Source organism: Mitsuaria sp. MSU3D (genome assembly GCF_056867975.1).
The window spans coordinates 6504865-6530307 of record NZ_CP200314.1 but is presented as its reverse complement, the minus strand read 5'-3'; the positions used below and the strand labels follow the sequence as shown (position 1 = coordinate 6530307).

The 25443-nt window shown below is 68.5% G+C and carries 24 protein-coding genes and 2 tRNA genes; 14 read left to right on the top strand and 12 right to left on the bottom strand.

The features are described from left to right. Positions 1-3: 3 nt before the first annotated feature. Positions 4-1023, top strand: coding sequence for a class 1 fructose-bisphosphatase (locus tag AC1VNM_RS28740; RefSeq protein WP_088408768.1), 1020 nt, complete (start codon positions 4-6; stop codon positions 1021-1023). A gap of 126 nt (positions 1024-1149) precedes the next feature. Here the strand turns inward: AC1VNM_RS28740 and AC1VNM_RS28735 are convergent, their stop codons facing one another. From AC1VNM_RS28735 to AC1VNM_RS28715, 5 genes are all read right to left on the bottom strand, one after another. Next, positions 1150-2523: a DUF2130 domain-containing protein gene (locus AC1VNM_RS28735; protein ID WP_483109175.1), complete on the bottom strand. Its 1374-nt coding sequence runs from the start codon at positions 2521-2523 to the stop codon at positions 1150-1152. Positions 2524-2544: 21 nt separating this feature from the next. Then, entirely contained in the window at positions 2545-3909 is a 1365-nt protein-coding gene (locus AC1VNM_RS28730) for an alanine racemase (protein ID WP_483109174.1), read from the bottom strand. A 122-nt stretch (positions 3910-4031) separates the two neighbouring features. Then, positions 4032-4769: a hypothetical protein gene (locus AC1VNM_RS28725; protein WP_483109173.1), complete on the bottom strand. Its 738-nt coding sequence runs from the start codon at positions 4767-4769 to the stop codon at positions 4032-4034. A gap of 222 nt (positions 4770-4991) precedes the next feature. Beyond that, a tRNA-Thr gene (locus AC1VNM_RS28720) sits at positions 4992-5067 on the bottom strand. A gap of 96 nt (positions 5068-5163) precedes the next feature. Then, positions 5164-5619 carry a MarR family winged helix-turn-helix transcriptional regulator gene (locus tag AC1VNM_RS28715; protein WP_483109172.1) on the bottom strand — a complete coding sequence of 152 codons (456 nt, stop codon included), beginning with the start codon at positions 5617-5619 and terminating at the stop codon, positions 5164-5166. A 58-nt stretch (positions 5620-5677) separates the two neighbouring features. Between AC1VNM_RS28715 and AC1VNM_RS28710 the strand changes: the two genes are divergently transcribed. Further along, complete coding sequence (locus tag AC1VNM_RS28710; protein ID WP_483109171.1) at positions 5678-6475, top strand: siderophore-interacting protein; 798 nt, start codon at positions 5678-5680, stop codon at positions 6473-6475. A gap of 114 nt (positions 6476-6589) precedes the next feature. Continuing rightward, entirely contained in the window at positions 6590-6979 is a 390-nt protein-coding gene (locus tag AC1VNM_RS28705; RefSeq protein WP_377156919.1) for a VanZ family protein, read from the top strand. On the opposite strand, the gene AC1VNM_RS28700 is transcribed toward AC1VNM_RS28705, so the two are convergent. Then, positions 6951-7859 carry a helix-turn-helix transcriptional regulator gene (locus AC1VNM_RS28700; RefSeq protein ID WP_483109170.1) on the bottom strand — a complete coding sequence of 303 codons (909 nt, stop codon included), beginning with the start codon at positions 7857-7859 and terminating at the stop codon, positions 6951-6953. The genes AC1VNM_RS28705 and AC1VNM_RS28700 overlap by 29 nt on opposite strands. 239 nt (positions 7860-8098) lie before the next feature. On the opposite strand from AC1VNM_RS28700, the gene egtB reads away from it, so the two are divergent. Both egtB and egtD read left to right on the top strand, forming a co-directional pair. Next, the gene (gene egtB / locus AC1VNM_RS28695) at positions 8099-9388 is read left to right on the top strand and encodes an ergothioneine biosynthesis protein EgtB (protein ID WP_483109169.1); all 1290 of its coding nucleotides are present in this window, start codon (positions 8099-8101) and stop codon (positions 9386-9388) included. Next, positions 9385-10299: an L-histidine N(alpha)-methyltransferase gene (gene egtD, locus AC1VNM_RS28690; RefSeq protein WP_377156925.1), complete on the top strand. Its 915-nt coding sequence runs from the start codon at positions 9385-9387 to the stop codon at positions 10297-10299. Before egtB ends, egtD begins: the two co-directional genes overlap by 4 nt. A 70-nt stretch (positions 10300-10369) precedes the next feature. Here the strand turns inward: egtD and AC1VNM_RS28685 are convergent, their stop codons facing one another. The 4 genes from AC1VNM_RS28685 to AC1VNM_RS28670 form a co-directional block, all read right to left on the bottom strand. Beyond that, positions 10370-11020 carry an N-acyl amino acid synthase FeeM domain-containing protein gene (locus AC1VNM_RS28685; RefSeq protein WP_483109168.1) on the bottom strand — a complete coding sequence of 217 codons (651 nt, stop codon included), beginning with the start codon at positions 11018-11020 and terminating at the stop codon, positions 10370-10372. Between the two features lie 575 nt (positions 11021-11595). Further along, positions 11596-12975, bottom strand: a complete 1380-nt coding sequence (locus tag AC1VNM_RS28680; protein ID WP_483109167.1) for a lyase family protein — start codon at positions 12973-12975, stop codon at positions 11596-11598. A gap of 108 nt (positions 12976-13083) precedes the next feature. Further along, a complete protein-coding gene (locus AC1VNM_RS28675) occupies positions 13084-13833 on the bottom strand; it encodes a SapC family protein (protein ID WP_483109166.1) in 750 nt (249 codons plus the stop codon). Continuing rightward, a complete protein-coding gene (locus AC1VNM_RS28670) occupies positions 13830-15131 on the bottom strand; it encodes a hemolysin family protein (RefSeq protein ID WP_377156932.1) in 1302 nt (433 codons plus the stop codon). The genes AC1VNM_RS28675 and AC1VNM_RS28670 overlap by 4 nt, the downstream gene beginning before the upstream one ends. Before the next feature lie 99 nt (positions 15132-15230). On the opposite strand from AC1VNM_RS28670, the gene AC1VNM_RS28665 reads away from it, so the two are divergent. From AC1VNM_RS28665 to AC1VNM_RS28645, 5 genes are all read left to right on the top strand, one after another. Continuing rightward, a complete protein-coding gene (locus AC1VNM_RS28665; protein ID WP_483109165.1) occupies positions 15231-16061 on the top strand; it encodes a symmetrical bis(5'-nucleosyl)-tetraphosphatase in 831 nt (276 codons plus the stop codon). 95 nt (positions 16062-16156) lie between these two features. Then, positions 16157-16244, top strand: a tRNA-Ser gene (locus AC1VNM_RS28660). Positions 16245-16295: 51 nt separating this feature from the next. Next, positions 16296-16730, top strand: a complete 435-nt coding sequence (locus AC1VNM_RS28655) for a Panacea domain-containing protein (protein WP_483109164.1) — start codon at positions 16296-16298, stop codon at positions 16728-16730. Between the two features lie 15 nt (positions 16731-16745). Then, positions 16746-17159: a hypothetical protein gene (locus AC1VNM_RS28650; protein WP_483109163.1), complete on the top strand. Its 414-nt coding sequence runs from the start codon at positions 16746-16748 to the stop codon at positions 17157-17159. 192 nt (positions 17160-17351) lie between these two features. After that, complete coding sequence (locus tag AC1VNM_RS28645) at positions 17352-18218, top strand: cyanophycinase (RefSeq protein WP_483109162.1); 867 nt, start codon at positions 17352-17354, stop codon at positions 18216-18218. A 30-nt stretch (positions 18219-18248) separates the two neighbouring features. Here the strand turns inward: AC1VNM_RS28645 and AC1VNM_RS28640 are convergent, their stop codons facing one another. Continuing rightward, positions 18249-19052: an NAD(P)H-dependent oxidoreductase gene (locus tag AC1VNM_RS28640; protein ID WP_483109161.1), complete on the bottom strand. Its 804-nt coding sequence runs from the start codon at positions 19050-19052 to the stop codon at positions 18249-18251. 100 nt (positions 19053-19152) lie between these two features. Here AC1VNM_RS28640 and AC1VNM_RS28635 point away from each other — a divergent pair, with 100 nt between their 5' ends. The 4 genes from AC1VNM_RS28635 to AC1VNM_RS28620 all read left to right on the top strand — a co-directional run bounded on the left by AC1VNM_RS28635 (position 19153) and on the right by AC1VNM_RS28620 (position 23849). Then, positions 19153-20109, top strand: coding sequence for a LysR family transcriptional regulator (locus tag AC1VNM_RS28635; protein WP_483109160.1), 957 nt, complete (start codon positions 19153-19155; stop codon positions 20107-20109). 135 nt (positions 20110-20244) lie between these two features. Next, positions 20245-21672, top strand: coding sequence for a methyl-accepting chemotaxis protein (locus AC1VNM_RS28630; RefSeq protein ID WP_483109159.1), 1428 nt, complete (start codon positions 20245-20247; stop codon positions 21670-21672). A 184-nt stretch (positions 21673-21856) separates the two neighbouring features. Next, complete coding sequence (locus tag AC1VNM_RS28625; protein ID WP_377156939.1) at positions 21857-22282, top strand: tripartite tricarboxylate transporter TctB family protein; 426 nt, start codon at positions 21857-21859, stop codon at positions 22280-22282. Positions 22283-22292: 10 nt separating this feature from the next. Further along, positions 22293-23849: a tripartite tricarboxylate transporter permease gene (locus AC1VNM_RS28620; RefSeq protein ID WP_483109158.1), complete on the top strand. Its 1557-nt coding sequence runs from the start codon at positions 22293-22295 to the stop codon at positions 23847-23849. Positions 23850-23943: 94 nt separating this feature from the next. Here AC1VNM_RS28620 and AC1VNM_RS28615 read toward each other — a convergent pair whose 3' ends face one another. Beyond that, complete coding sequence (locus AC1VNM_RS28615; protein ID WP_483109157.1) at positions 23944-25422, bottom strand: hypothetical protein; 1479 nt, start codon at positions 25420-25422, stop codon at positions 23944-23946. Positions 25423-25443: the final 21 nt, after the last annotated feature.

Sequence of the window (25443 nt, the reverse complement as noted above, 5' to 3'; positions counted from 1 at the left end):
TTCATGAGTCAACGCGTCAGCCTGACCCAATACCTCGTCGAGCAGCAGCGGCTGCACGGCCACATCCCCCAGCAGCTGCGGCTGCTGATCGAGGTGGTCGCGCGGGCCTGCAAGCGCATCGCCATCAGCGTCAACAAGGGCGCGCTGGGTGACGTGCTGGGCACGGCCGGGTCCGAGAACGTGCAGGGCGAGGTCCAGAAGAAGCTGGACATCATCGCCAACGAGGTGCTGATCGAAGCCAACGAGTGGGGCGGCCACCTGGCCGCGATGGCCTCGGAGGAGATGGAGAGCATCCACCTGGTGCCCAACCGTTTCCCGCAGGGCGAGTACCTGCTGATGTTCGACCCGCTGGACGGCTCCAGCAACATCGACGTGAACGTGTCGATCGGGACCATCTTCTCGGTGCTGAAGAAGCCCGAGGGGGCCAAGGGCATCAGCGAGGAAGACTTCCACCAGCCCGGCACCGCGCAGGCGGCGGCGGGGTACTGCGTCTACGGACCGCAGACGACGCTGGTGCTGACGGTGGGCGACGGCGTGGCGATGTTCACGCTGGACCGCGAGCAGGGCTCGTGGGTGCTGACCGCCGACGACGTGAAGATCCCCGCGGACACCAAGGAGTTCGCGATCAACATGTCCAACATGCGGCACTGGGACGAGCCGGTGAAGCGCTACATCGACGAGTGCCTGGCCGGCACGACGGGTCCGCGCGGCAAGGACTTCAACATGCGCTGGATCGCGTCGATGGTGGCGGACGTGCACCGCATCCTGACGCGCGGCGGTGTCTTCCTGTACCCATGGGACAAGCGCGAGCCCAACAAGGCCGGCAAGCTGCGCCTGATGTACGAGGCCAACCCGATGGCCTTCCTCGTCGAGCAGGCGGGCGGCGCGGCGACCAACGGCCGCCAGCGCATCATGGACCTGCAGCCGGGCAAGCTGCACGAGCGCGTCTCGGTCGTGCTCGGCTCGAAGAACGAGGTTGAGCGGGTGACGCAGTACCACCTGGAGGCCGACAAGGCCAAGTGAGCTGACGGATGTGAGGCCCCGTCCGACTCACCCCGGACACCTCACGTCCATCACGCGGAACGCAGAACGCAGAAGGCCGCTCGATGAGCGGCCTTCGTGCTTCTGGACGCCCTCGGGGCTCAGCCCTCAGAACAGGCTGCCTTCATCGCGCTTGCCGTCGCTGTCGTCGTTGCCGCGATCGGCGGCGGCAGGCTTGTCATCGTTCTTGAGCTCGGCGAACTTCCCGGCCATCGTCGGGTTGCCCTTGGTCAGCTTCTTGATCGTCACGTCCTGCGCCTTGTCGTTGGCCAGGCGCAGGTTGCGATCGGTGCCGAGCAGGGCCTCTTTGGTCTTCTGGAGATGGTCGATGGACTTGTCGATCTCGTCGATCGCGGTCTGGAAGCGCCGCGACGCGAGTTCGTAGTTCTTCCCGAACGCCGACTTGAAGCTCTCGAGCTGCGTCTCGAAGTGGGTGATGTCGATGTTCTGCGCCTTGACCAGCGCGAGCTCGGTCTTGTACTTGAGCGAGTTCATCGCCGCGTTGCGCAGCAGCGTGATGATGGGCAGGAAGAACTGCGGCCGCACGACGTACATCTTCGGATAACGATGGAACACGTCGACGATGCCGGTGTTGTAGAGCTCGCTCTCCGGTTCGAGCAGGGACACCAGCACCGCGTACTCGCAGCCCTTCTCGACGCGGTCCTTGTCGAGCTCCTTCAGGAAATCCTCGTTGCGGTTCTTCGTGGCGGTGCGGTCGTTCTCGTTCTTCATCTCGAACATGATCGAGACGATTTCCGTGCCGGACTCATCGGCATCGCGGAAGATGTAGTCGCCCTTGCTGCCCGAACGCGCGTCGTTGTCCTTCTCGAAGTAGGCGCGCGGGAACGCGGTCGCGCGGATGCGGTTGAACTCGGTCTCGCAATGCAGCTCAAGCGTCTCGCCGACCATCTTGGTCGACAGTCGCGCCTTCATGTCGCGCAGGCGCTCGATGGCGTCGTCGCGGTCCTTGATCTGCGTCTCGTACTTGTCCTTGAGCGCCTTCTCGGCGAGCTGTTTCTCCAGCTCGGCGCGCTCAAGCCCGCTGCGGAGCTGGTCGCGTTCCTTCTCCACCGCGCCGACGGCCTGCGTCATCGCCAGCTGCTGCGTCAGCCCGATCGCATCGAGCTTCGCCTTCAGCGCCTGGATCTCGGCGTCCTTCGTCGCGGCGGCCTGCTGCGCCTGCTTCTCCAGCACGGTGAGCGCCTCCGTCACCGCGAGCTTGCGCTGGACCTCGCCCGCATCGAGCCGGGCCTTCAGTTCCTGGATCTCGCCGTCCTTGAGCGCGGCGGCCTTCTGCAGCTCGCCGGCGGTCCTGGCCTGCGCCAGCTCCACGGCATTGCGCTTGTCCTGCTCGGCCAACGCGAGCCGTTCGTGCAGCTGCTTCTCGAAGTCGGTGTCGCGCACCTGCTTGAGGATGTCGGCGTAGCCAGCCTCGTCGATCTTGAAGGCCTTGTTGCAGTGCGGGCAGATGATTTCATGCATGGCGGGATTTTCGCCGTCGATTCAGAAGAATGTCCGCACGCCGCCGATGACGCGGTAGCTGTCGTCGACCGTGTAGAGCAATGGCCATTTGTCGAAGGTCGTGCATGGATGGCCGACGCCGAACGCGATCATGTCGCCGACCTGCAGCATCAGCGTGCCGCCCTCCCCGCCGGCATCGACGTACGCGTGCTGATCGTTCAGCTTCGTGACCGCCCAGTCGGCGGGTGTCGCCCGCGGCGCGTCATGCAGGCCGCGGCGGTACCACCACAGCGGTTGCGGCAGGCAGGCGTCGTAGCTCAAGTCGCGGCGGCCGGCGGTGCAGATCGCGCGGCCCGGCTCGGGCACCGACTGCACGTAGGCCCAGACCTCGATCGCGTTGCGCAGGCCGGGGCCTTCGCCCCACAGCGGGCCGGCGCGCTGGCGCATGCGGTCCTGCATGCGCTCGTACTGCAGGCTGTCGTGGCTGAGGTAACAACCGCTGCGCAGCACCACGCGCAAGGCGTGGCCGGTGCCCGCGGCCTCCACCGAGGCCAGCGTCTTCGCCGCCATGTCGAAGAACGCCGAGCCGCCCGCGGTCAGCAGCACCTCGTCCGCGGCGAACCAGCCTTCGGCGCAGCCCAGTCGCGTCAATTCCGCGACCGTCTCGATCATCGTCAGCGCGCCGAGCTCCACGCGCGCCGTGTCCGCGCCGCTGTAGACGCCTTCGAACGCCTCGACGCCGCGCAGCGTGATCGTCGGCGCGGCATCGCGGATGAGGCGGCCCAGCGTGGCGCCCTCCTCCATCGTGCGGACGCCCGTGCGTCCGCCCGGCGTGCCGACTTCCAGCAATACCTGCAGCGGTCGCTTCAAGCCACGTTCGACCGCGGCGCGGCGCAACAGGTCCAGGCCCGCGGCCGAATCGACCAGCAGATAGAAATCGACATCAGGGGCGGCTTCCAGCTCGCGGAACACGAGGTCCAGATCCGCCTTGCCGATCAGCTGATTCGCGAGCAGCACGCGCGGCACGCCGAAGCGCCGGTAGGTGCGCACATGCGCTGCCGTAGCGGCCGTCATGCCCCAGGCACCTTCGTCGAACTGGCGTTGGAACAGCTGCGGCGCCATCGTCGTCTTGCCGTGCGGCGCGAGGCTGACGCCGGCGCGCGCGGTGAACTCGCGCATCCAGCGCGCGTTGTGCGTCAGCGCGGAGTCCTTCAGGATTGCCGCCGGCAGCGGCAGGTCGCCGTCCAGCAGCGAAAGCCCCAGCGCGCCGAGCCCGCCCAGCGGCACGCCCTCAGCGACCGCGGGCAGGCCCTTGAGCGTGCCGGGCAGCGGCTCGGCCTCGAGGGCCGAGAGGGTGAGCGTCACCGGCGCGTGGCCGGGCTGATCGTCGTGGTCGTGTGGGCTCATGGCGCGCCATGTTGCCACCGTCGGCGGGCGCCGGTGGCGCGACGCGCCCGCCGGATGCGGCGCGTCTGGCCCTCCCGGCGGCTGACGCCGGGGATCGCGAGCGGTCGCGCGTGGGCCGCCGCTCAGTTCGCCAAACGCTGCCGGCGACGCTGCCAGAACAGCACGCCGCCCGCGGCGAACGCCAGCGCGAGCGAGTCCGGCTCCGGCACCTCCGCCGCGCGGAACGCGATCGAGTCGACCTTCAGCGCGCTCCAGACATACGGATCCTCGGTCTGCTGCACGCCGAAGAAGATCGACCACAGCCCGCCCTGCGCGAAGGTGTAGGACGAGACATTGCCGCGCAGGTCGACCACCGCTTCCGTGCTCCCGTTGAAGGCGACGAAAAAGGCGTTGTCGACATTCCCGGGAGAGCCCACGTTGCCCGAGGCAACTTCACCCAGCCGTTGCGAGACCCAGTCCAGCGTGTCGCCGGCCTCGACGTTGACATCCTGCGCAATGAAGCCGCCACGCATGTAGCGACCCGCCACGTTCTGCGAGAAGAAGGTCGGCGCACCCGCGCCCGACGGGCTGAACTGCACCGGCAGCGGACAGGCGACGTTCCAGATGTCGGACGCGCAGGTCACGTTCTGGTTCAGCGGCCACGTCGAGATCGCCACGATCAGCGCCGAGTTGTTGCCGGCCAGCGCCGGATAGCCATTGCCGGCGTTGACGATGGCGGTCGAGGATCCGTTGACGTTGGCCCCGGTGGCGTACCACCCGCTCAGGCTGCCGCCCTCGAAGTCGCCGTTCACCACGGCGGCGCCATGCGCCGACAGGGCCGCAGCCGCGCTCAGCAGCGCGACGCTCAATGCTCGTTTCATGTCACTCTCCCTTGATCGCGACGCGCGACATGCGCGACGGCGGGATGCTAGAAAGCCGCTCCGACGGCGGACATCCTCAAGGGTGATGAGACCTGTCCCCCATCGAAGGTGTCGACCCGATGCCCGGGACACCAAAGGTGGGAGTGCCTTGGGACTGAAGCCCCGCCGCATGTGCGCCGCAAAAGAAAAAGCCGCTTGGGAACCCAAGCGGCTTTTCCAGATTGGTGCCGATGAAGAGAGTCGAACTCCCGACCTTCGCATTACGAATGCGCTGCTCTACCAACTGAGCTACATCGGCGCTGTCGCGAACAACAGAGTCTGAGACTATAGCCGAGATTTTCGACGTCGACAACTTCCGCACCCACGTCGCACGCAGGCAACGCCAGCCGCCGATTCATTCCTCGCCCAGATTCACCTGCACGCGCTTCAGCAACGCGGCGAGCTGCGTCTGCTCGTCGGCGCTCAGACCGGCCAGTGCCTGCACCGACACCTGCCGCGCCTGCCGCTTCAGTTCGCGCTGCACCGTCAGGCCCGCGTCGCTGACCCGCAGCCGCACCTGGCGGCGGTCGACCTCGTCGGTCTGCGCTTCGAGCAGTCCCTTGTCGCGCAAGGTCTTGATCAGCCGCGCCAGTTGCGCCTTGTCCCGCCCGCTGTGCGCCGCCAGGTCGCTCTGCGTCGCATCCGGGTGCCGCTCGAAGAAGAACAGCACCTTGCCTTCCATGTGCGTGATGTCCTGCGGCCCGTCGCGCAGGAAGCGGTACTGCAACGCGCGGTAGCGGTGCATCACCGAATGCACCAGCTCCAGCACGTCGTCGTCCTTGCCCCTCCGGCCAGTGGTGTTAGTTGACATTGTCAATCGTTCCGTCGCAAGATGGATGACATTGTCAACGAAACAGAGACCACCGGCAATGAAGCCCGATCCGCTGAACACCCCCACCGCTTCCTCCACCCTCTCCACCGCTGCGGCGCCGGCCGCCGAGCCCGCCGCGAGCCGCGTCCAGCGCGTGCGTCACGAACTCAAGCGCCGCGAGCTGACCGTGACCGGCGTCGACGACGTGACGCCGAACTTCCGCCGCGTGACGCTGACCGGCGACTCGCTGGCCGACTTCGTCAGCGCCTCTTTTGACGACCATGTGAAGCTGATCTTCGCGCCCGACGTCGACGGCACTCCGGTCATGCGCGACTACACGCCGCGCCGCTTCGACAACGCGGCACGCGAGCTGGTCATCGAGTTCGCCCAGCACGGCGACGGCCCCGCCGCGGCCTGGGCCGCGCAGGCGCAGCCGGGCCACACGCTGACCGTCGGCGGTCCGCGCGGCTCCTTCATCATTCCGACGGACTTCGCCTGGCATCTGCTGGTCGGCGACGAGACCGCCATCCCCGCCGTCGCGCGCCGCCTCGAGGAACTGCCGTCCGGCGCGCGCGTCGTCGCGCTGCTGAACGTGCCGGAAAGCGATCGCCGCCGCTTCGACACCCGCGCCGATCTCGACCTGCGCTGGGTCGACGGGGACGACGCACTGCTGGCCGCCGCCCGCGCACTGACGCTGCCGTCCGGCGAGGGCTACGCCTGGTGCGCCGGCGAAGCCGCGGCGATGGCCGCGGTGCGCCGCATCCTCGTCGACGAGAAGGGTCACGATCGCCATGCGATCCGGGCCTCCGCCTACTGGAAGCGCGGCGCCAGCCATCATCACGAGCATCTGGAGTGAACGGCAGGGGGCCGCGACGCGGGTGGAACGGCGAGGCGGACGATGAGGCGGACGATGAGGCGGACGGCGCGCCGCCTCACTTTCGCTTCACACGTGCGTGGCACACTGCCCCGCATGTCTGAAGTCCTGCACGACCCGCGCTGGCGCAACGCCTGGCGCCTCCTCTTCCTGGCGGTGGTGGTCGGCGCGAGCTGGCTCGCGTTCTCACCGCATCCGCCGCCCTCGGCCGACCTGGGCTGGGACAAGGCGAACCACTTCACCGCCTTCGGCACGCTCGCCGTCATCGGCATGCAGTGCTTCGCCGCCGGCCCGCGCCGCCGTTGGATCGTGCTGGCGATGCTGCTCGCCTACGGCGTCCTGATCGAACTCGTCCAGTCGCAGATCCCCGGCCGCGACGCCGACGCGCAGGACGTGCTGGCCGACATGATCGGCGCCGTCATCGGCGTCGCCGTGCACGCGCTGATCCTGCGCCTGCTCACGCCCCGGGCGACTCCGGCTCGCTGAACTCCCGGCGCGACATCGCGATCGCGACCGCCTGCGCGCGGTTGTTCGCGCCCAGCTTGCGCAGGATCTTGCGCACGTGGTTCTTGACCGTGAACATGCTGATGCCGAGCTGGATCGCGATCCCTTCATTGCTCAGACCCGCGCGCAGCCCCTCGACGATCTGCTGCTCGCGCGGCGTCACCAGCGACCCGGCGCGACGCGGCAAGGCCTGACCCCGCGCCTGCAGCCGCGCGCGCCGCCAGGCCGCGTGCAGCGCCGGCGTCAGCAGCTCCAGGCGGCGCAGGTGGTCGTCCTGCCAGCCCTCGCCCGCGAACAGGAACAGGCTCTGCGGCCGCTCGCCATCGGCGGCCACGCCGTGCAGGGCCAGTTCCCGCAAGCCGGCTTCCAGCAGCGGCTGGAACAGGGCCAGGTCCGATTCACGCGCGAGGTCGATGTGCAGCGGCCGCCGACCATCGCCCCAGCGTCGGACCAGGTGCAGCCACAGACCGTGATCGGCCGATTCGAGCTGCGTGTGCAGCCCGTCGCCGATGGGCTTCAGGTGGAAAAGCTGCGCCGTCAGGCGCGGCGACGGCGGCTGGTCGCCGACGCAGACCATCAGCCGGTGCGGCAGCAGCGGCTGCAGGCGGCTCTGGCTCCAGACGAAGAACTGCGCCGGGGTCGCCGGCTGTCGCGCGCTCCACAGCGCCTCCAGCAGGCGCTCGGCGAGCACGTGGTCCTGCAGCCAGGACAAGGGCAGGCCGTCCCCGTCGACCCCGCCATGGAACGGCAGGCCCATCGCCGGCAGCGCCGACGATGATGCCGGCGGCGCCACGGCAGGCGAAGCGGTCGAGGGCAGCAGCGGCGGCAGCGACGAGGAGATCGAGGGCGGCATCATGGGCATGGGCAAAGGCGTGAGCCGGGTCGCCGTCAGCCTGCCCGCGCGGCATGACGCGCCGATGAATCGCATGAATCGCGGGAGCGACCTGCGCGGGTACCCGATTTGCCCTACCTGACATCGGGTGGCAGTTGAGCCGTCCCGCCGTGGTCTGGCAAGCGGCCCACGCCGGACGCGGACACGGCAAATCGGCTACCGTTGTCGTTCGGGCCTTCCTCCCCCTGGGGCCTGCAGGAGTTGCTTGCATGTCGGATCACGATCTGCCGCTGGTGCGGCGCGATCTCGCGCGCCGTTTCGAAGCGGTCCGGCGCCACACCTTGACGCTGGCCGAGCCGCTGTCCGCCGAGGACCAGGCCGCGCAGTCGATGCCGGACGCGAGTCCGGCCAAATGGCACCAGGCCCACACGAGCTGGTTCTTCGAGGCGCTGCTGCTGCGCCCGCATCTGCCGGACTACCGGCCACTGGACGAGTCCTTCCACTTCCTTTTCAACTCGTATTACGAAGGCCTCGGGCCGCGTCACCCGCGCCCGCAGCGCGGCCTGCTGACGCGTCCGTCGCTGGACGAGGTGCGCGCCTACCGCCGCCATGTAGACACGCACATCCAGCAGCTGATCGCGCGCTGCAGCGATGCCCAGTGGCAAGAGATCGCGCCGACGCTGGAACTGGGCCTGCATCACGAGCAGCAGCACCAGGAACTGCTGTTGACCGATGCGCTGCACCTGCTGTCCTGCCATCCGTGGCGGCCGGCGCTGATCGACGCCACCCCCGCGCCGATCGTGGGCGGCACCAGCGAATGGCTGCGCCATGACGGCGGCCTCGTCGACATCGGCCACGACACGCGCGCCGCCGGCACAGCGTCGACGGGCTTCGCCTTCGACAACGAAGGACCGCGACATCGCGTCTGGCTCGAGCCCTTCGAGATCGCGAGCCGCCTCGTGACCTGCGGCGACTTCCAGCGCTTCATCGACGACGGCGGCTACCGCGAGCCGCGCTGGTGGTTGTCCGACGGCTGGGCCACGGTCCAGCAGCACGGCTGGCGAGCCCCGCTGTACTGGGTGGACGACAACGACAACGACAACGACAACGACAGCGACAACGACGGCGCCGGATCGCGCTGGTCGGTCTTCGGCCTGCACGGCCTGCGTCCGATGGATCCCGCCGCGCCGGTGATGCAGCTCAGCTTCTACGAAGCCGCCGCGTATGCGGAATGGGCCGGCGCACGTCTGCCGAGCGAGCCGGAATGGGAAGCCGCCTCGACGCTGCCCGGCATGGCGCAGCTCGACGACCAGGCCTGGCAGTGGACGCGTTCGGCCTATCACCCCTATCCCGGCTTCCGGCCATTGGACGGGGCCGCGTCCGAATACAACGGCAAGTTCATGGTCGGCCAGCTGGTGCTGCGCGGCGGCAGCCTCGCGACGCCGCCCGGCCACACGCGCCGGACCTACCGCAACTTCTTTCCGCCGGCGGCGCGCTGGCAGTTCACCGGGCTGAGACTGGCCCGCGATGCGCGCCCGCGCACGGAGACCCCCGCATGAGCAGTTTCGCCGAGGACCTTCACGCGGCGCTCGCCGGCCCCGAGCACGCGATCTCCCCCAAGTACTTCTACGACGCGCAGGGCTCCGCCCTCTTCGAGCAGATCTGCGAACTGCCCGAGTACTACCCGACGCGCACCGAGCTTGCGCTGCTGAAACGGCATGCCGATGAATTCGCCGCACGCATGGGCCCGGGCGCGCAGCTGATCGAGTACGGCGCCGGCGCGCTCGTGAAGGTGCGTCTGCTGCTGGAACGCGCGGAGCAGCTGCACAGCTTCGTCCCGGTGGACATCTCCGGTCCTCATCTGCTGGCGGCCTGCGAGTCGCTGCAGCGCGAACAGCCGGCGCTGCGCATCCTGCCGGTGGTGGCGGACTTCACCCGCATGCATGTGCTGCCCGATGCGCCGGCGGACGGGCGACGCGTCGGCTTCTTCCCGGGATCCAGCATCGGCAACTTCAACCCGGACGAGGCGCTGGAATTCCTGCGCCTGCTGCGCGAGGAACTCGACGGCGGGGCGCTGCTGATCGGCGTGGACCTGATCAAGGATCCGGCCCGGCTGCATGCGGCCTACAACGACGCGCAAGGCGTGACGGCGCGCTTCAACCTGAACCTGCTGCGCCACGCCCAGCGCGAACTGAAGCTGGAATGCGATCCGAGCGGCTTCGACCACTACGCGTTCTACGACCCGCGCAAGCACCGCATCGAGATGCACCTGATGCCCCGCGGCGAGCAGCACCTGCAGCTGCAAGGGCGCCGCTACACGCTGGTGCCGGGCGAGAGCCTGCACACCGAGAATTCCTACAAGTACAGCGTGGAGACCTTCCAGGCGCTGGCGCGGGAAGCCGGGTTCAAGCCGTCAGCGCATTGGACGGACGATCAGCGCTGGTTCAGCCTGCATTGGCTGGAGGCTTGAAGGCAGAAGGCGGAATCGGTTCGATCCCCTGGGGGATCGGAGGGCGTCTTCGTTCAGACGCGACGGGCCGTCAGGCGTCGTAGCCGTACACGTCCGCGAGCTTGCTCAGCAGCGCGGGCTCGTCCTTCGGCGAGAAGAAGTACGGGAACAGCGTGCGGGAGCGGCTGTCCTCGTCCTCGTTCAGCGATCCGCCGAACTTCTCCACCTTCTTGCGGCCGTAGGCCAGCGACAGGCTCATCAGCACCGCCGGCGCGCCGACGCTGCGGTGCAGCCGCTCTTCACCGTGCGGCTGGAAGTCCAGCATGCGGCGGTAGAAGGCCTTGTGGCGGGGATTGACCTCGATCACCAGGAACTCGGCGCCCCAGTGGTGGGCCGCATGCAGGTAGGCCAGGTGGAACAGGCTGGCCAGCACCAGCTTGGACGGACCATCCGGATCGGCGGCCAGCCGCGTGAATTCGCACAGCTGCCAGCCTTGCTGGCGCATGCCGGCCATCTCGGCCGGGAAACTCTGGTCCGCGGCCAGGTTGCCGCTGTCACGCCGCAACCCCAGCGTGGACACCAGCCGGCCTTCCCAATACGCACCCAGCGTCACGTCCGCGGAACGGCTGAGCCTGTAACCCCGTGACGCGTACCGGCGCTCCAGCAGCGCGTGGCCGGTGCCTTCCATCAGCGCACGGATCTCGATACGTCCGAACTCGGTATCGCGGGAAACGAGCTCCACGGAATCGGAGCGGACAAACGACATCTCCGAACCAATGGACTGCAGCGCCTGCAAAGGGCTTGCGGGCGCTTCCATTTCAATGTTCGACATGCGAGATTCGTCGCTCATTCCCAACTCCAGACTGCTTGGTTATCAAAGGCGAGTCTATGGCCCACTCAAAGTAATTACTGCAGGTCGCTACGATAGTTAACAAATGCGACCCTCGTCTTACGGGTCTGTCCCGGGTTCGGGCGCGGGTCAATCCCTTGCCAGGACGAAACCCCGCATTTGAGGGAATTCCGTTACATAGCGGGCACCTACGGGGAATACAGCGCCGGGCCTCGCCAGCGTGTGTATTCATCGAATCCCAAGCCCCGTGGCGAGGCGCCTCCCGGCGCCCCATTTGTTGCATGTGTAACTGGATGCTTTTCGTTCAAATGCCGAATTCATGGGACAGCCCACCCCCACTTTTTTGCGGAAATCCATACGGCATCTGGGGATATTTGTCGCTTCAGGCGCGATTTGACCGCTGAGCGATCACAAAGTTCGTATCGCGTTGCGTCTTGCTGCCGGTCGTGAGACCAGTCACGAACCGGTCAGGTGCACGGTTGCGCAGCCAGCGCATCCAGACGTTGACGCGCCTGCGCCATCAAGGCCTCGACGCGACCATCGGCCTGCGCCGCGATGGCATCCAGGTCGAACATGGCGGCCAGTTCGATGGGCGAAATTGCCATCGCCGGCAGATCGCCGACGTCGATGGCCGTGCGCAGCAGCTGCTCCAGCGACCCCTCGCCCTGGCGCACGCGGTGGATCAGGTCGCGGATCATCGCGCCCGTGCGCTGACGCCCCAGACGCGGCATCAGCAGATGCTCGAGGCGCTCGCTGGCCACCAGCCCCTGGCGTTCCAGGACATGCGCGCGCATCCGGTCGACGCGGATGACCGGTTCGGCCAGCGCGCGGTTGAGCGCCTGCACCGCCGCATGCGCGCCGCCCATCAGCCCGCTCCACTCGGCCAGCTCGGCCTGATGCTGGCCCAGCCCGCGTTCGTGCTCCGGCGTCATGCAGCTCATCAGCCCGGCGACCCGCTGCGGCGCCCGCTGCACCGCCGCCATCGCCTGCAGCGCCGCGACCGGGTTCTTCTTGTGCGGCATCGACAGGCAGGCGCCGTAGCCCTCGCCCGGCGGTTCGTGGAGTTCGTCGACCTCGGCCTGCGCCATCAGCGCGAAGTCCTGCGCCAGCTTGCCGAGGTTGCCGCAGAGCAGGCCCACCTCCAGGCCGAGTCGAAGCCAGCGGTCGCGCTGCGTGTGCCAGCACATGTCGGGCCGCGGCAGCGAGAGCTCGGCGGCGACGGCGGCCAGCATGTCGTCGGCGCGGTCGCCCATCGCGTCCAGCGTGCCGACGGCACCGCCCAGCTGCAGCAGCAGCGAGGCACAGCCCTGCTCACGCAGCCGCTCGGCGCTGCGCAGCAGCGGCATCAACCAGTTCATGAGCTTGAAGCGCAGGCTGATCACCTGCGCCGGCTGCATCATCGTGCGGCCCAGCATCGGCACGGCGGCGTGGCGTTCCGCCAGATCCAGCAATCGGCCGCAGAGCTGCTGCAGGTCGTCGTCGACGAGGCGCAGCGCCTCGCGGGTGCGCAGCACCATCGCGGTGTCGACGAGGTCCTGCGCGGACGCGCCGCGATGCACGTAGACCGCGGCGGCGGGGTCGAACAGCGCCACCGTCTCGCGCAGGCGCTGCACGACCGGCAGCGCCAGGTTGCCGCTGTGCGGCGCGGCGGCGATCAGGGCCGGCACGTCGTAGAGCTCGGCCCGGCACAGGCTGGCGATGGCCTGCGCCGCCGGCGCGGGAATCAAGCCCACGCGCGCCGCGGAACGGGCCAGCGCGGCCTCCACATCCATCATCGACTGGACCACCGCGGTCGGCGAGAACACCGATTCCATCGCGGTGGACGACAAAAAAGCCTCGAACAGCATCCAACGTCCTTTAAGGACTTCCGATGCTATCGAGGCTCCCGCGTACGCCGTACTCAAGCAAACCCGCTTGGGGTTTGTCTCAGCCGGTGATCGCCCGCCGAATCGGGCTCAGTTCGCCGGCACGTACATCTGGGCCAGACGGCTCATCAGACGCAGCGACAGGCGATGCATCGTGATGACCTCCAGCAGGCCGTTGCGGTGCAGCTCGACGACCTTCGCGTCGGGCAGCTCGGCCAGGGCCTTCTCATTGATGGTCAGGAAGCCGTCCACGTCGAGCTTCTCGCCGCTGGGCAGCTGCGCCTCGAAGCGCATGTCCTGCAGCAGGTCCAGGTCCTGCAGCAGCTCGCAGGCCTGGCGGGTGCGCTCGGCCTCGCGCTCGAAGTCCTCGCAGAACTGCTTGGCGTTGAGCAGCAGCTCGGTGGGTTCGCCGTCCGCCTTGAACAGCGGCTCGCCATCGTCACCGGCCTCGGAGAAGGCGCCCGAACCCAGGTCCAGGCACAGCGCCATGTCGGAGGTGCTTTCCTCGATGCGCGCCATGGCGAAGGGCCAGCGGCGGATGTAGGCGGGCACGTAGCGGCCGGTCCACTGGCCGTCCTTGATGAACAGGTTGCTGCCTTGCCTCAGGCCGAACACGGCCAGCGGGGCGACCGCCGGACGCTGGCCGTCGGCCGCCTGCCCGACGCGCACGAACACCACCGGGTATTCGAGGCTGGCGTCGGCGAACTCGGCCACGGCGACGAACAGCGAGTTCAGCTGCGTCACGCGGTCCAGGACCGGGGCGCCGATCTTCATGCGCGTGTTCTTGTGCTGCACCCGGTCCACGGGGACCAGGTTTTCATACATCGGGGGGTTGCTCATTGATTCACTCCATCGTCCGCCAGTCGCGAGACCAGCACCTTGTCCACACGCTTGCCGTCGAGGTCGACCACCTCGAATCTCCACGCGTCCCACTCCGCCACATCGGCCGTGCGCGGCAAGCGCCCCAACAGCAGCATCACCATGCCGGCCAGGGTGTTGTAGCGCCCACGGTCCTCCTCGGGCAGTTCCTTCAGATCCAGGCGGTCCTTCAGCTCGGTGACGGGGATCAGGCCGTCCATCAGCCAGCTGCCGTCCTCGCGCTGGACCGCCCAGGCGTCCTCGCCATCGGACGAGTTGAACTCGCCCGCGATGGCTTCCAGGACGTCGCGCATCGCGACGACGCCCTGCACTTCGCCGTATTCGTCGACGACGAACACGAGCGGGGTTTCCGCGCCGCGCATGTGCGCGAGCAGTTCCATGCCGGACAGCGTCTCGGGCACGAAGACCGGCGGCTCCAGGCCGGTCGACAGGTCCATCGATTCCCCGGCCAGCGAGCGCGCCAGCAGATTCTGCGCGCTGACCGTGCCGACCACGTCGTGCAGCCCGCCCCGGCAGACCGGATAGCGGCTGTAGCCGTGCGCGCGCAGGATCTGCAGCATCTGGTCGGGGCGGTCGCTGATGTCCAGCCACGCGATCTCGGCGCGCGGGATCATCATCGAGCCGATCTGGCGCTCGTCCAGGCGGAACACGTTGCGCACCATCTGGTGCTCGTGTTCCTCGATGACGCCGGCGTCCAGGCCTTCCTCGAGGCTGGCGGCGATCTCCTCTTCCGTCACCGCGCGGTTGGCGCGGCCGCCCATGCCCAGCAGCTTCAGCGTGAACTCGGTGCAGAAGCTCAGCAGCTTGACGAAGGGCCGCGTCACCAGCGACATGATCTCCATCGGCGGCGCGACCAGGCGCGCGACGTTCTCCGGGTACATCTGGCCCAGGCGCTTGGGCACGAGCTCGCCGAAGATGATGGTCACGAAGGTCAGCACCAGCACGACCAGGCCGGTGGCGGTGATGTCGGCGGCGCGGGAGCTCAGCGGGGTGCTGGCGCGCAGCACGTCGGCCAGCGGGCCGGAGAAGGCGGCCTCGCCGACGATGCCGTTGAGCACGCCGATCGAGGTGATGCCGATCTGCACCGTGGACAGGAACTTGGTGGGGTTCTCGTGCAGGTCCATCGCGGCCTGCGCGCCCGCTTCCCCGCTTTCCACCATCACTTGCAAGCGTGCCTTGCGGGAAGCCGTGAGGGCCATCTCCGACATGGCGAACAAACCGTTGAGCAGGATCAGGAAGAGAACTAGGGCGGTATCCATTGACAGCGCGGACCGGGTACTAACCCCGAGTCGCGCCCAAAACACAAGGTCGGCAAGGTTAGCAGAGCCTGTGTGACATCGGCACCGCAAAATCCCGCTATGCATTACCTCATCGGCGATCTCCAAGGCTGTTGCGACGCGCTGGCGCGTCTCCTGGAAAAGATCGATTTCTCCCCGTCCCGCGACCGGCTCTACCTCCTGGGGGACCTCGTCAATCGCGGCCCCGATTCCCTGACGACGCTGCGTCGCCTGCAGTCGCTGGGCGATGCGGCGCAATGCCTGCTCGGCAACCACGACCTGCACCTGCTCGCGACGGCGGCGGGGGTGCGGGCCCCGCACAAAGGGGACACACTGGACGCGATCCTGCAGGCGCCCGACCGCGAGGCGCTGCTGGAGTGGATGCGCCGGCAGCGGCTGGCGATGCGCGCGCAGGGCTGGCTGATGGTGCACGCCGGCGTGGTGCCGCAATGGGACGCGGACCAGACGCTGGCGCTGGCCGACGAGGTGCACGCGCTGCTGCGCGGTCCGGCGCTGGCGGAGTTCCTGCCGCAGATGTACGGCAACGAGCCGGACCGGTGGAAGGACGATCTGACGGGCGCGCCGCGGCTGCGTTTCATCATCAACGTGCTGACGCGGATCCGCTTCTGCAACGCGAAGGGCCGGCTGGACTTCAAGACGAAGGAAGGCCTGGGCACGGCGCCCGAAGGCTTCATGCCCTGGTTCGAGGTGCCGGAGCGCCGCACGGCGGGGCATCCGATCGCGTTCGGGCACTGGTCGACGCTGGGGCTGGTGCAGCGGCCGGACCTGCTGGCGCTGGACACGGGCTGTGTCTGGGGCGGCGCGCTGACGGCCGCGCGCGTGGCCGACGGCCAGGCGCTGGAAATCATCCAGGTGGACTGCGTGCAGGCGAAGAAGCCGGGAGCCGACTGAGCCGCGCTCGATGAAGGACCACTCGGAGCGCGCTTAGAATGTCAGCTTCTCCTGTGAGAGGAGACGTGGCTCGATCTGTCGTCGGCCGCACTGAAGGAAGCGTGGCCGAGTGGTTTAAGGCACTGGTCTTGAAAACCAGCGACGGGCAACCGTCCGTGAGTTCGAATCTCACCGCTTCCGCCACCCCATTCTGACCGCGTCCCGCCTTCCAGCCTGCAGTTGAGGAGCTCATCGATGGCCTCCACATTCGACGTTGCCAAGTACATCACCGAGCGCACGGGCGAGGTGTCGGCCATGAAGCTGCAGAAGCTGATGTTCTACGCACAGGCATGGAACCTGGTCTGGGAAGAAGCGCCGCTGCTCGACGAGGATTTCCAGGCCTGGGCTAACGGCCCCGTGCTTCCGAGTCTTTATCAGAAGCACCGCGGCATGTTCAAGGTCGACGCGACCCTGTTCCCGACGGCCGACAGCGCGCGCCTGTCGTCGGAAGAACGCGGCAACATCGACCGCGTCCTCGCCTTCTACGGTGACAAGACCGCGCAGTGGCTCAGCAACCTGACGCATCAGGAAGATCCGTGGAAGGACGCTCGCGGCGACACGCCGGCGGGCGACGCCTCGACCGCGGTGATCAGCCAGGGCGCGATGCACGAGTACTACTCGTCCCTTTGATGGGTTGACGGCTCGATGGGCAAGAAAAGCGAGGAACGCGCCCGCAGGAAGGCCGACGCTCAGGCCAGGTTCGAGGCCGGCAAGCCAGCGGTGCTCGCCCGAGTTCCGATGCCGGGCGCCCCGCGCCATGCCATGGCCCCGGCGGCCAATGACGCCCCCCGCTTGGCGCCTCATCTCGCTCGAGCTGCCACGGCTGCCGCGCGCGTGCCGAAGGCGCGGGAGGATGGCAGCCGCTTCGGTGCTCGAATGACGTGGTGCACCACGCGCGCAGACATCGACGATCACTGGTCTTGGGGAGAACCCCGCGCGTGGACGAAGGAGGAATGGAGCAACACGATCCATCCTCCGATGCGCGACCTCGCCGAACTGACATGGGGCGAGATCGACCGGCTCAGCTCGCACCGGCCACAAGATGCATCACCTGCATGAGGTCGGCGATCTGATTGAGGAAGCCCAGCAACGCTGGGTCAGTCTTGACCTATATCAATACGACTCTGTCTTCCGCTTCCGCCTCGGGGGACAGAAACGTCGCGCCTGGGGTTACATCGTGGAAACGCACTTTCACTTCGTCTGGTGGGATCGCGAGCACTCTCTGTATCCAACGGAGCCCCATTGAACGTCATGTCGATTGATTCAATTCACGACGCCCCTGCCCTGCTCGCCCTCATCGGCGGCAACGAGGACCGGCTGACGCCGGGTGCCGTGCTGCGCGAACTGATCGCGGCCTGTCATGAAACGCACGCCGTGCGGACGCCGCTCCAGGTCGTCGTCCTCAGCACCGCCAGCGGCGAACCGGACCTGCTCTGGTCCCAGTACGAACCGGCCTTCCGTGCGCTCGGCGCGACGCCGCAGTGGCTCGATCCGCGCGATCGCGACGCGGCCGGCGCCGCGGAAACGCTCGATGCCGTGCGAGCGGCCGATCTGCTCTTCATGACCGGCGGCGACCAGGAACGGCTCGTCGACGTGATCATCGACACGCCGCTGCACGCCCTCGTCCGCGAGCGCCACCGCGCCGGCGAGCTCGCCATCGCCGGCACCAGCGCCGGGGCCTCCGCGCTCGGCGCGCACATGCCCGTCGGCGATCTCGACGAACAGTTCGCCGGTCCGCCGCGGGCCTTGCATCGCGCCCTGGGGCTGATGCCGGCGCTCGTCATCGATCAGCACTTTGCGCAGCGCAAGCGCCATGCGCGGCTGCTGCACCTCGTGTCGCTCGATCCGCGCCGGCTCGGCGTCGGCATCGACGAGGACACCGCCCTGCTCATCCGCCCCGATGTGAGCCTGCGCGTCGTCGGCAGCGGCGCGGCGACGGTCATCGACGCCGCCCGCGCCAGCGATCGACGCGAGCCCGCCGGGATCATCGCGCTGGAGAACCTGGGCTTCCATCTGCTCGCATCGGGCACTTCGCTGAGCTTCGGCGATCCGACAGTCCCTGCGCATCTGCAGCGCGTGCTGCAGACGATCGCCGCCTCGGCGTCACTGCGAGACTGACGCGCGACGCTCCGACGGGCGCTTCGCCGATCAGGCGGCGATGTGCGCCGCGAAGCCGGTGAGGCCCGGTGCGACCTCGTCGGCGAGTTCGTGCCCGTCGGGATAGTCCCCGCCGTTCTGCGCGCGGAACGCCACGGGCGCTTCATCGAAGACATGGACCAGACGTGCGCGCCACGCGGCGGCGGCCGCTTCGACCGCTTCCGGCGTCATCCGTCCCGCGCCATGCACCGCATGCGTCTTCAGCACCGACATGCCGGGATAGAACAAGGTGCCATGCGTGATCGGGAACAGCAGCTGATCGATCGGCCCGTTGATCCCGCGCGGCGCGTAGTCCGCGGCCGGTCCTCCGGTCGTCACCGACACCATCGCGCGCCGGCCTTCGAAGCCACCTTCGCCGTAACGCAGCCGGTTGCCCTGGCCGTTGCGGCCGTAGGCCAGGCCGCGCGCCCAGACGCGATCGATCCAGCCCTTCATGATCGCCGGCATGCCGAACCACCACAGCGGGAACTGCAGGATCACCAGATCCGCAGCGAGCAGCTTGCGCTGCTCGTCGACGACGTCGGCCGGCTGGTGCCCCTGCTCGAAGGCGTGGCCGGACTCGCGCACGAAGTCCAGGCGTCCGGTGTCGGCGCGGACGGGAAAGTCCTGCTCGTCGTAGACGGCCTTCCAGCCCATCGCATAGAGGTCGGACTGCAGCACCTCGTGGCCCGCGGCGCGCAGCGTCTGCCCGGCGACGTCGACCAGCGTGCGCGTCAGCGAGGTCGGCTCGGGTTGTGCATGGACGATCAGCACGGTCTTGCGATCGGGGAAGTCGGTGTCAGGGGAACGGGTCATGTCGGGCTCCGGAAATCGAAGTGGATCGGGAATGAACGTCAGTCTGACAATCCCCGAGCCATCCGTGAAATCACGTCTTCTCTGTCCTACCATCGATGGCATGGATACCAGCCGCCTCGACCTGAACCTGCTCGTGACGCTCGAAGCGCTGCTGACCGAGCGCAACGTGACCCGCGCCGCCGCGCGCCTCAGCCTGAGCCAGCCGGCGGTGAGCGCGCAGCTCGCGCGGCTGCGCGACGTCTTCGAGGATCCGCTGCTGCTCCCCGCGCAGCGCGGCATGACGCCGACAGCGAAGGCGCTGTCGCTGCTGGAGCCGCTGCGCCAGGCGCTGGATCAGGTGCGCGGCGTGGCGACTTCGCATCTGAACTTCGACCCGGCCACCGCCGACCTCACGGTCACGATCGCCGCCTCCGACTACCTGCAGGCGAGCGTCCTGCAGCCGCTGGTGCTGCGCCTGCGCCGCGAGGCGCCCAACGTGCGCATCGCCGTCCGGCACATGGATCCGAGCCAGCACGCCGCGCAGATGGCGCGCGGCGATATCGACCTCGGCCTGATGCAGCCCATCGAGGCCGCGCCGAGCCTGCGCATGCGCGCGCTGTTCCACGAGCGCTACGTGCTGATCGCGCGCCGGGGCCACCCGGCCCTGGACGGAAAGGTCGGCGGAAAACAGGGCGGCAAGCTGAGCGCCAAGGCCTTCGCCAAACTCGAGCAGGTCATCGTCTCGCCGGCCGGTGGCGCGTTCTCCACGCCGGTCGACCAGGCCCTGGCCGGACTCGGCCTGAAGCGTCAGGTCGTGCTCTCCGCGGCCTCCTTCCTCTTCGTGCCGGACATCGTCAGCCGCTCCGACCTCGTGGCCCTGGTGCCCGAGCGTCTGGTCAAGGGCCGCGCGGCCGGCCTGCTGGTGCTCCCACCGCCGCTGCCGATCGACGGCTTCGACATCGCCATGGTCTGGCACGAGCGCAACCAGGGCCATGCCGCCCAGCGATGGCTGCGCGATCAGGTCCACGGCGTGGCCGCCTCTCGCGCAAAACCTGACACCGGCGGCGCCGAGTCGTGAAATCCGTCGCACCGCGGTGGGCACGTCCTGGCGTTTGCCCCAAGGGCTCGCTCACATCCTGATACGAACATCCGCCCCGCGAGGTGTGAGCGGTCCCGCCACGAGGACCGCCGCCGCGCCCAAGGGAGAACCAGGATGGAACACGTCACCGGACCGACCGGATTCCGAAAGATCTATGCGGGCTGCGACCGCGCCATGCTGCTGATCCTGGCGGTCAGCTGGCTGCTGGCGCTGGGATTGGGCTGGCGCTACGCGCAGATCGGCCTCGCCGCGGGCCTGGGCACGACCCTCCTGGCGGGCGCCGCGCTGATCTACGCCGCCGCGCCCGGCGCCATCCTCACCCGGATGGCATTGACCACCGCGCAGGCGCTGATGGTGATGCTGCACATCCACCTCGGCGGCGGGATGGTGGAGCTGCACTTCGGCGTCTTCGTGACGCTGGCCTACCTGCTGATGTATCGCGACTGGCGCGTTCTCGTGCTCGGCGCGGCGCTCTTCGCGGTGCATCACCTGCTCTTCGACCGGCTGCTGGCCGCGGGCTTCGGCACCTATTGCCTGAGCGAGCCGGATTTCGGACGCATCGTGCTGCACGCCGTCTACGTCGTCGCGCAGACCGGCATCGAGCTGGTGATGGCCGCCCACATGCGCCGCAACACCAAGGAAGGCCTGGAGCTGCACGACCTCGTGCGCGCGCTCGGCAGCCGCGACGACCGCCTCGCGCTGGACGTCGGCCACGTGAAGGCCAGCACGCCGGCGGGCGTCCGCATCAAGGAATCGCTGCAACGGCTCAACGCGGCGATGGCCCGCGTGCGGGAGGCCTCGCTGCACATCGGCAGCGCATCGACACAGATCGCCGCCGGCAACACCGACCTGTCAGGCCGCACCGAACAGGCGGCCGCCAGCCTGCAGGAGACGGCCGCCTCCGTGCAGCAGCTGGCCGCCACCGTGCGCCAGACCGCCGACGCGGCGCAGCAGGCCCGCGAGCTGGCGGATCAGGCCATGCGCGTGGCCGATGCCGGCGGTGGCGCCGTGACGCGCGTCGTCTCGACGATGGAGGAGATCCATCGCGCCTCGGGCCGCATCGCCGACATCATCGGCGTCATCGACGGCCTGGCCTTCCAGACCAACATCCTGGCGCTCAACGCGGCCGTCGAGGCGGCGCGCGCCGGCGAGCAGGGCCGCGGCTTCGCCGTCGTGGCGGCGGAGGTCCGCACGCTGGCGCAACGCTCGGCGCAGGCGGCCAGGGAGATCAAGACGCTGATCGGTGCCTCGACCGAGCAGGTCGGCGCCGGCGCGACGCTGGTGCAGGACGCCGGTCGCACGATGGTCGACATCGTCGGCGCGGTCCAGCGCGTGGCCGCGCTGATCAACGACATCGCCGACGCCGCCAGCGAGCAGCGCCGCGATTTCGGACGCATCGACGCGGCCGTCGCGCAGCTCGACGAGATGACCCAGCGCAACGCGGCGCTGGTCGTCGAGTCCGCCTCGGCGGCCACGACGCTCGACGAGCATGCCAGCCAGCTGACGCGTGTCGTCGGCGCCTTCGACCTCGGCAAGGCGTAGCGAATCAACGACGCGGCGACGTCATCACAACGTACGTCAAACGCATGCATAACGCCTGCTTGACTTGAAGCTGTCAGCAAGCTGTCCAAGCCCCTGCAATGAGTCGTCGCTGCGCAGAAATGCGTACGACACGCGGGGGCCGCGCCGGAACCATGGGCACATCTCGATACCTCCCCGGTGTGCCATGACCCTCAACCGTTCGCTTGCACGAGGCCTGTTCCTCGCCGCGGTGGCCCTGTTCTTCGGACTGGGCGCCCTGCGTTATCCCATCGGCCGCATGGACCATGCCGGTCCCGGCATGTTCCCGCTGATGATCAGCGTCCTGCTGGGCCTGGTGGCGCTGTCCACCATCGTGCGCGGCATCGTCGCCGGCGGCCCCGGCCTCGAGTTCAAGGTCAAGAACATCGGCCTGATCCTGGCCGCGCTGTGCGCGTTCTCGCTGACCTCACGCTTCCTCAACATGTCCGCCGGCATCGTCGTGATGGTCTTCATCGCCACGGCCGCCGGCAGCAGCTACTCCTGGAAGCGCAACGTGGTGATCTCGATCGGCCTGCTGGCCATCGCCTTCGCCTTCCAGAAGTTCCTCGGCCTCAACCTGCCGCTGCTGTAAGGCACCGATCATGGAAATCCTGCACAACCTCGCCTTCGGCTTCGAGCACGCGCTGACCTGGCAGAACCTGATGTTCTGCGCGATCGGCTGCGTCGTCGGCACCCTCGTGGGCCTGCTGCCGGGCCTGGGCCCGCTGGCCACGATCAGCGTGCTGCTGCCGCTGACCTACTCCATCCCCGTCAACGGCGCGCTGATCATGCTCGCCGGCATCTACTACGGCGCGCAGTACGGCGACAGCGTCAGCGCCATCACGATGAAGATCCCGCATGCGAGCTCCATCGTGGCCTGCATCGACGGGTACCAGATGACCTTGAAGGGGAAGACGGGTCTTGCCCTGTTCACCGCGGGCATCTCGAGCTTCATCGGCGGCACCGTCGCCATCATCGTGCTGGCCTGCCTGGCGCCGACGCTGGGCGAGGTGGCCTTCCTGTTCGGCCCGGCCGACTACTGCTCGCTGATGCTGCTGGGCTTCCTTTGCGTGAGCTTCGTGACCACCGGCAGCCTGCTCAACGGGCTGGCGATGTGCCTGATCGGCGTGCTCTTCGGCCAGATCGGCACCGACGTCAACAGCGGCATGGAGCGCTACACCTTCGACATGCCCTTCCTCGCGGAAGGCGTGGGCCTGGTGAGCATCGCGCTGGGCTGCTTCGGCATCGCCGAGATCTCCAAGAACCTGGACGCCAAGAACGAGCGCACGCCCTTCAACGGCAAGATCCACCTGATGCCGACCTGGCCCGAGTTCAAGCGCATCATCCCGAGCGCGCTGCGCGGCAGCGTGGTGGGCTCGATCCTGGGCATCCTGCCCGGCGGCGGCCCGACGATCGCGCAGTTCGCGGCCTACGCCGTCGACAAGAAGGTCAGCAAGTACCGCCACGAGATCGGCGACGGCGCCATCGAGGGCGTGGCCGGCCAGGCCGCGGCCGACGAGGCGGCCGCGCGCACCAGCTTCATCCCGCTGATGAGCATCGGCATCCCGGAGAACCCGGTGATGGCGCTGATGATGGCCGCGTTCATCATCAAGGGCATCCAGCCGGGACCCAACATGATCGCCGGACACCCGGACATCTTCTGGGGCCTGGTCGCCTCGATGTGGGTGGGCAACGTGTTCCTGGTCGTGCTGAACGTGCCGCTGGTGCGCTACTGGCTGTCGGTCTTCAAGATCCCGTACAACGTGCTGTTCCCGTCGATCCTGTTCTTCTGCTGCATCGGCACCTTCAGCGTCAACAACAACCTGGACGACATCTTCGTCACCGCGGCCTTCGGCCTGGCCGGCTACATCTTCATGCGGCTGGACATGGACCCCGCGCCGTTGATGCTGGGCTTCATCCTGGGCCCGATGCTGGAAGAGAACTTCCGCCGCGCGATGCTGATCAGCCGCGGCCACTTCGACGTCTTCGTGCAGCGCCCGATCAGCGCGACGCTGCTGGGGATCATCTCGGTCTTCATCGTGTGGCAGCTCATCGCGTTCATCCTGGCCAACCGCAAGGGCGCCAAGCCGGCCGGCAATCATGACGACGACGACACCAAGGGCAAGGACGGCGGCGGGGTGACGCCGCAGGTGGCTTGATTCATCCCCATCGGCGCGGCGTTCGCCGCCGCGCCGAGCGCATTCGGGCGCGCTCTTCCACCTTCAGCCGCCGGTCCCACGACCGGCGGCTTTTTTACGGGCGCGGCGGACGGCGGAATGCCGTCAGCGCCACCCCGCCGGCGCGCTCGTCCGAGGCGATCGCCGGCTCCGCGTTGTTGCCCGCGTACTGGCGCGGCGGAGGCAGTCCGCGGTCCTGCTCGTCCAGCGTCTGCAACTCCACGCCGCGTGAATGCAAGGGGTCGGTCCAGAACAGGTAGCTTGGCGCCGTCAGGCTGCCGACGATCAATTCGGTGAGCCAGTCCCCGGCCACCGGCGCGCCGGCGCCGAAGGTCGGACGCACCCATCGCGCCATCGTCCGATCGTCCAGCAGCGAGTCGTAGAGCTGGTTGAGGCTCGCGACGAAGCAGCCCCGCGCGGCCATCGTGTCCCAGTGACGCTGCGAGCGCATCGCCTCGGGCAGGCTGGCCTGCCCGGTGCGCATGCGGACCTGCGTGCCGAAGCCATGACGGCAGGCGTGGTGCATCATCAACAGGGTCCAGAGGTCGAGCGCCTCGCCACCCCAGTTGGACAGGCCGCGCAGCGCGATGCCGCCCGGCAGCAACGCGTGCGCGTCCAGATCGAGATCGGGCGCGGCGCTGAACACGCGGCTCACCGCCAGCTGGTTGATCGCATAACCGAGCCCCGCCAGCGCGAGCGAGCTCCGCGTCGGACCGCTGTCGGGTTCGGTGAACATCGGCCAGCGCGCCTGGATGCTGTCGCGCATCAGCGGATAGAGCACCGCTTCCGCGAAGCGCGTGCCGGCGAACAGCATCGTGCCGGTCGAGGCGCCGAGCGCGCACGCCCCCGCCGGCAACGCCATCAGCGCGACGCGCGTGGCGCGGGAGTACCGCGTCGCCTCGCCGCGCGCCTCGTCGCGGATGAACAGCACGGCCTGGCCGACCACCGGGACCGCGAGCGCGCCGCAGGACAGCCAGGTGCGCGCCGCCTCGGACACGCCGTCGGTCAACGCCAGATCCAGCGCGCGGCCGATGGCCTGGCGCGCCATCGTGGGCAGCGCCACCGACGCGAAGTTGCGCGCCCCGCAGTGGGCAAGGTTGATCGCGGCTCGTCCCAGCGCCGCGATGAACGCGCGCAGCCGGCCGCTCGGGCAGTCGCGGTCACGCTCCTGGTCGAGCGCCTGGGCCGCGGGCCCGCGCAGGTCCCGTGGCAGGTCCCGCCATTCGCCGTCGCGGACGAAGCGGTCCACCCCCTCGCCCGGCGAGCCTCGCACGACCTGCAGATCGACGCCGCGGACCAGTTGCCGGACCAGCACCGCGGTCTCGTCCACGCCGCGCGGCCCGAGAGCCTCGAGCGCGCCGTCGATCAGGAGCGCCTCCGACGTGGGAGAGCCCGGCGACGGTGGCGATGTCGGCACTGCCTCCGATATCGGCGGACTGCGGGACTGCCGGACGGAAGACGCGGCGGCGCGCGGGGTCGGCAGGATGGGCCGGGTGTCGTCGCCCCAGGAAGAGGCCGACGACGCCGTGGAGGTGAACGAGGCGGAAGGATGCATCGCCCATCAGTCCGGCGGTCA

What these genes read in the sequence shown, in the direction of transcription:
- AC1VNM_RS28740 (WP_088408768.1), top strand. Translation starts at nt 4, where the DNA reads ATGAGTCAACGCGTCAGCCTGACCCAATACCTCGTCGAGCAGCAGCGG.
- AC1VNM_RS28735 (WP_483109175.1), bottom strand. Translation starts at nt 2,523, where the DNA reads ATGCATGAAATCATCTGCCCGCACTGCAACAAGGCCTTCAAGATCGAC.
- AC1VNM_RS28730 (WP_483109174.1), bottom strand. Translation starts at nt 3,909, where the DNA reads ATGAGCCCACACGACCACGACGATCAGCCCGGCCACGCGCCGGTGACG.
- AC1VNM_RS28725 (WP_483109173.1), bottom strand. Translation starts at nt 4,769, where the DNA reads ATGAAACGAGCATTGAGCGTCGCGCTGCTGAGCGCGGCTGCGGCCCTG.
- AC1VNM_RS28715 (WP_483109172.1), bottom strand. Translation starts at nt 5,619, where the DNA reads ATGTCAACTAACACCACTGGCCGGAGGGGCAAGGACGACGACGTGCTG.
- AC1VNM_RS28710 (WP_483109171.1), top strand. Translation starts at nt 5,678, where the DNA reads ATGAAGCCCGATCCGCTGAACACCCCCACCGCTTCCTCCACCCTCTCC.
- AC1VNM_RS28705 (WP_377156919.1), top strand. Translation starts at nt 6,590, where the DNA reads ATGTCTGAAGTCCTGCACGACCCGCGCTGGCGCAACGCCTGGCGCCTC.
- AC1VNM_RS28700 (WP_483109170.1), bottom strand. Translation starts at nt 7,859, where the DNA reads ATGCCCATGATGCCGCCCTCGATCTCCTCGTCGCTGCCGCCGCTGCTG.
- egtB (WP_483109169.1), top strand. Translation starts at nt 8,099, where the DNA reads ATGTCGGATCACGATCTGCCGCTGGTGCGGCGCGATCTCGCGCGCCGT.
- egtD (WP_377156925.1), top strand. Translation starts at nt 9,385, where the DNA reads ATGAGCAGTTTCGCCGAGGACCTTCACGCGGCGCTCGCCGGCCCCGAG.
- AC1VNM_RS28680 (WP_483109167.1), bottom strand. Translation starts at nt 12,975, where the DNA reads ATGCTGTTCGAGGCTTTTTTGTCGTCCACCGCGATGGAATCGGTGTTC.
- AC1VNM_RS28675 (WP_483109166.1), bottom strand. Translation starts at nt 13,833, where the DNA reads ATGAGCAACCCCCCGATGTATGAAAACCTGGTCCCCGTGGACCGGGTG.
- AC1VNM_RS28670 (WP_377156932.1), bottom strand. Translation starts at nt 15,131, where the DNA reads ATGGATACCGCCCTAGTTCTCTTCCTGATCCTGCTCAACGGTTTGTTC.
- AC1VNM_RS28665 (WP_483109165.1), top strand. Translation starts at nt 15,231, where the DNA reads ATGCATTACCTCATCGGCGATCTCCAAGGCTGTTGCGACGCGCTGGCG.
- AC1VNM_RS28655 (WP_483109164.1), top strand. Translation starts at nt 16,296, where the DNA reads ATGGCCTCCACATTCGACGTTGCCAAGTACATCACCGAGCGCACGGGC.
- AC1VNM_RS28650 (WP_483109163.1), top strand. Translation starts at nt 16,746, where the DNA reads ATGGGCAAGAAAAGCGAGGAACGCGCCCGCAGGAAGGCCGACGCTCAG.
- AC1VNM_RS28645 (WP_483109162.1), top strand. Translation starts at nt 17,352, where the DNA reads ATGTCGATTGATTCAATTCACGACGCCCCTGCCCTGCTCGCCCTCATC.
- AC1VNM_RS28640 (WP_483109161.1), bottom strand. Translation starts at nt 19,052, where the DNA reads ATGACCCGTTCCCCTGACACCGACTTCCCCGATCGCAAGACCGTGCTG.
- AC1VNM_RS28635 (WP_483109160.1), top strand. Translation starts at nt 19,153, where the DNA reads ATGGATACCAGCCGCCTCGACCTGAACCTGCTCGTGACGCTCGAAGCG.
- AC1VNM_RS28630 (WP_483109159.1), top strand. Translation starts at nt 20,245, where the DNA reads ATGGAACACGTCACCGGACCGACCGGATTCCGAAAGATCTATGCGGGC.
- AC1VNM_RS28625 (WP_377156939.1), top strand. Translation starts at nt 21,857, where the DNA reads ATGACCCTCAACCGTTCGCTTGCACGAGGCCTGTTCCTCGCCGCGGTG.
- AC1VNM_RS28620 (WP_483109158.1), top strand. Translation starts at nt 22,293, where the DNA reads ATGGAAATCCTGCACAACCTCGCCTTCGGCTTCGAGCACGCGCTGACC.
- AC1VNM_RS28615 (WP_483109157.1), bottom strand. Translation starts at nt 25,422, where the DNA reads ATGCATCCTTCCGCCTCGTTCACCTCCACGGCGTCGTCGGCCTCTTCC.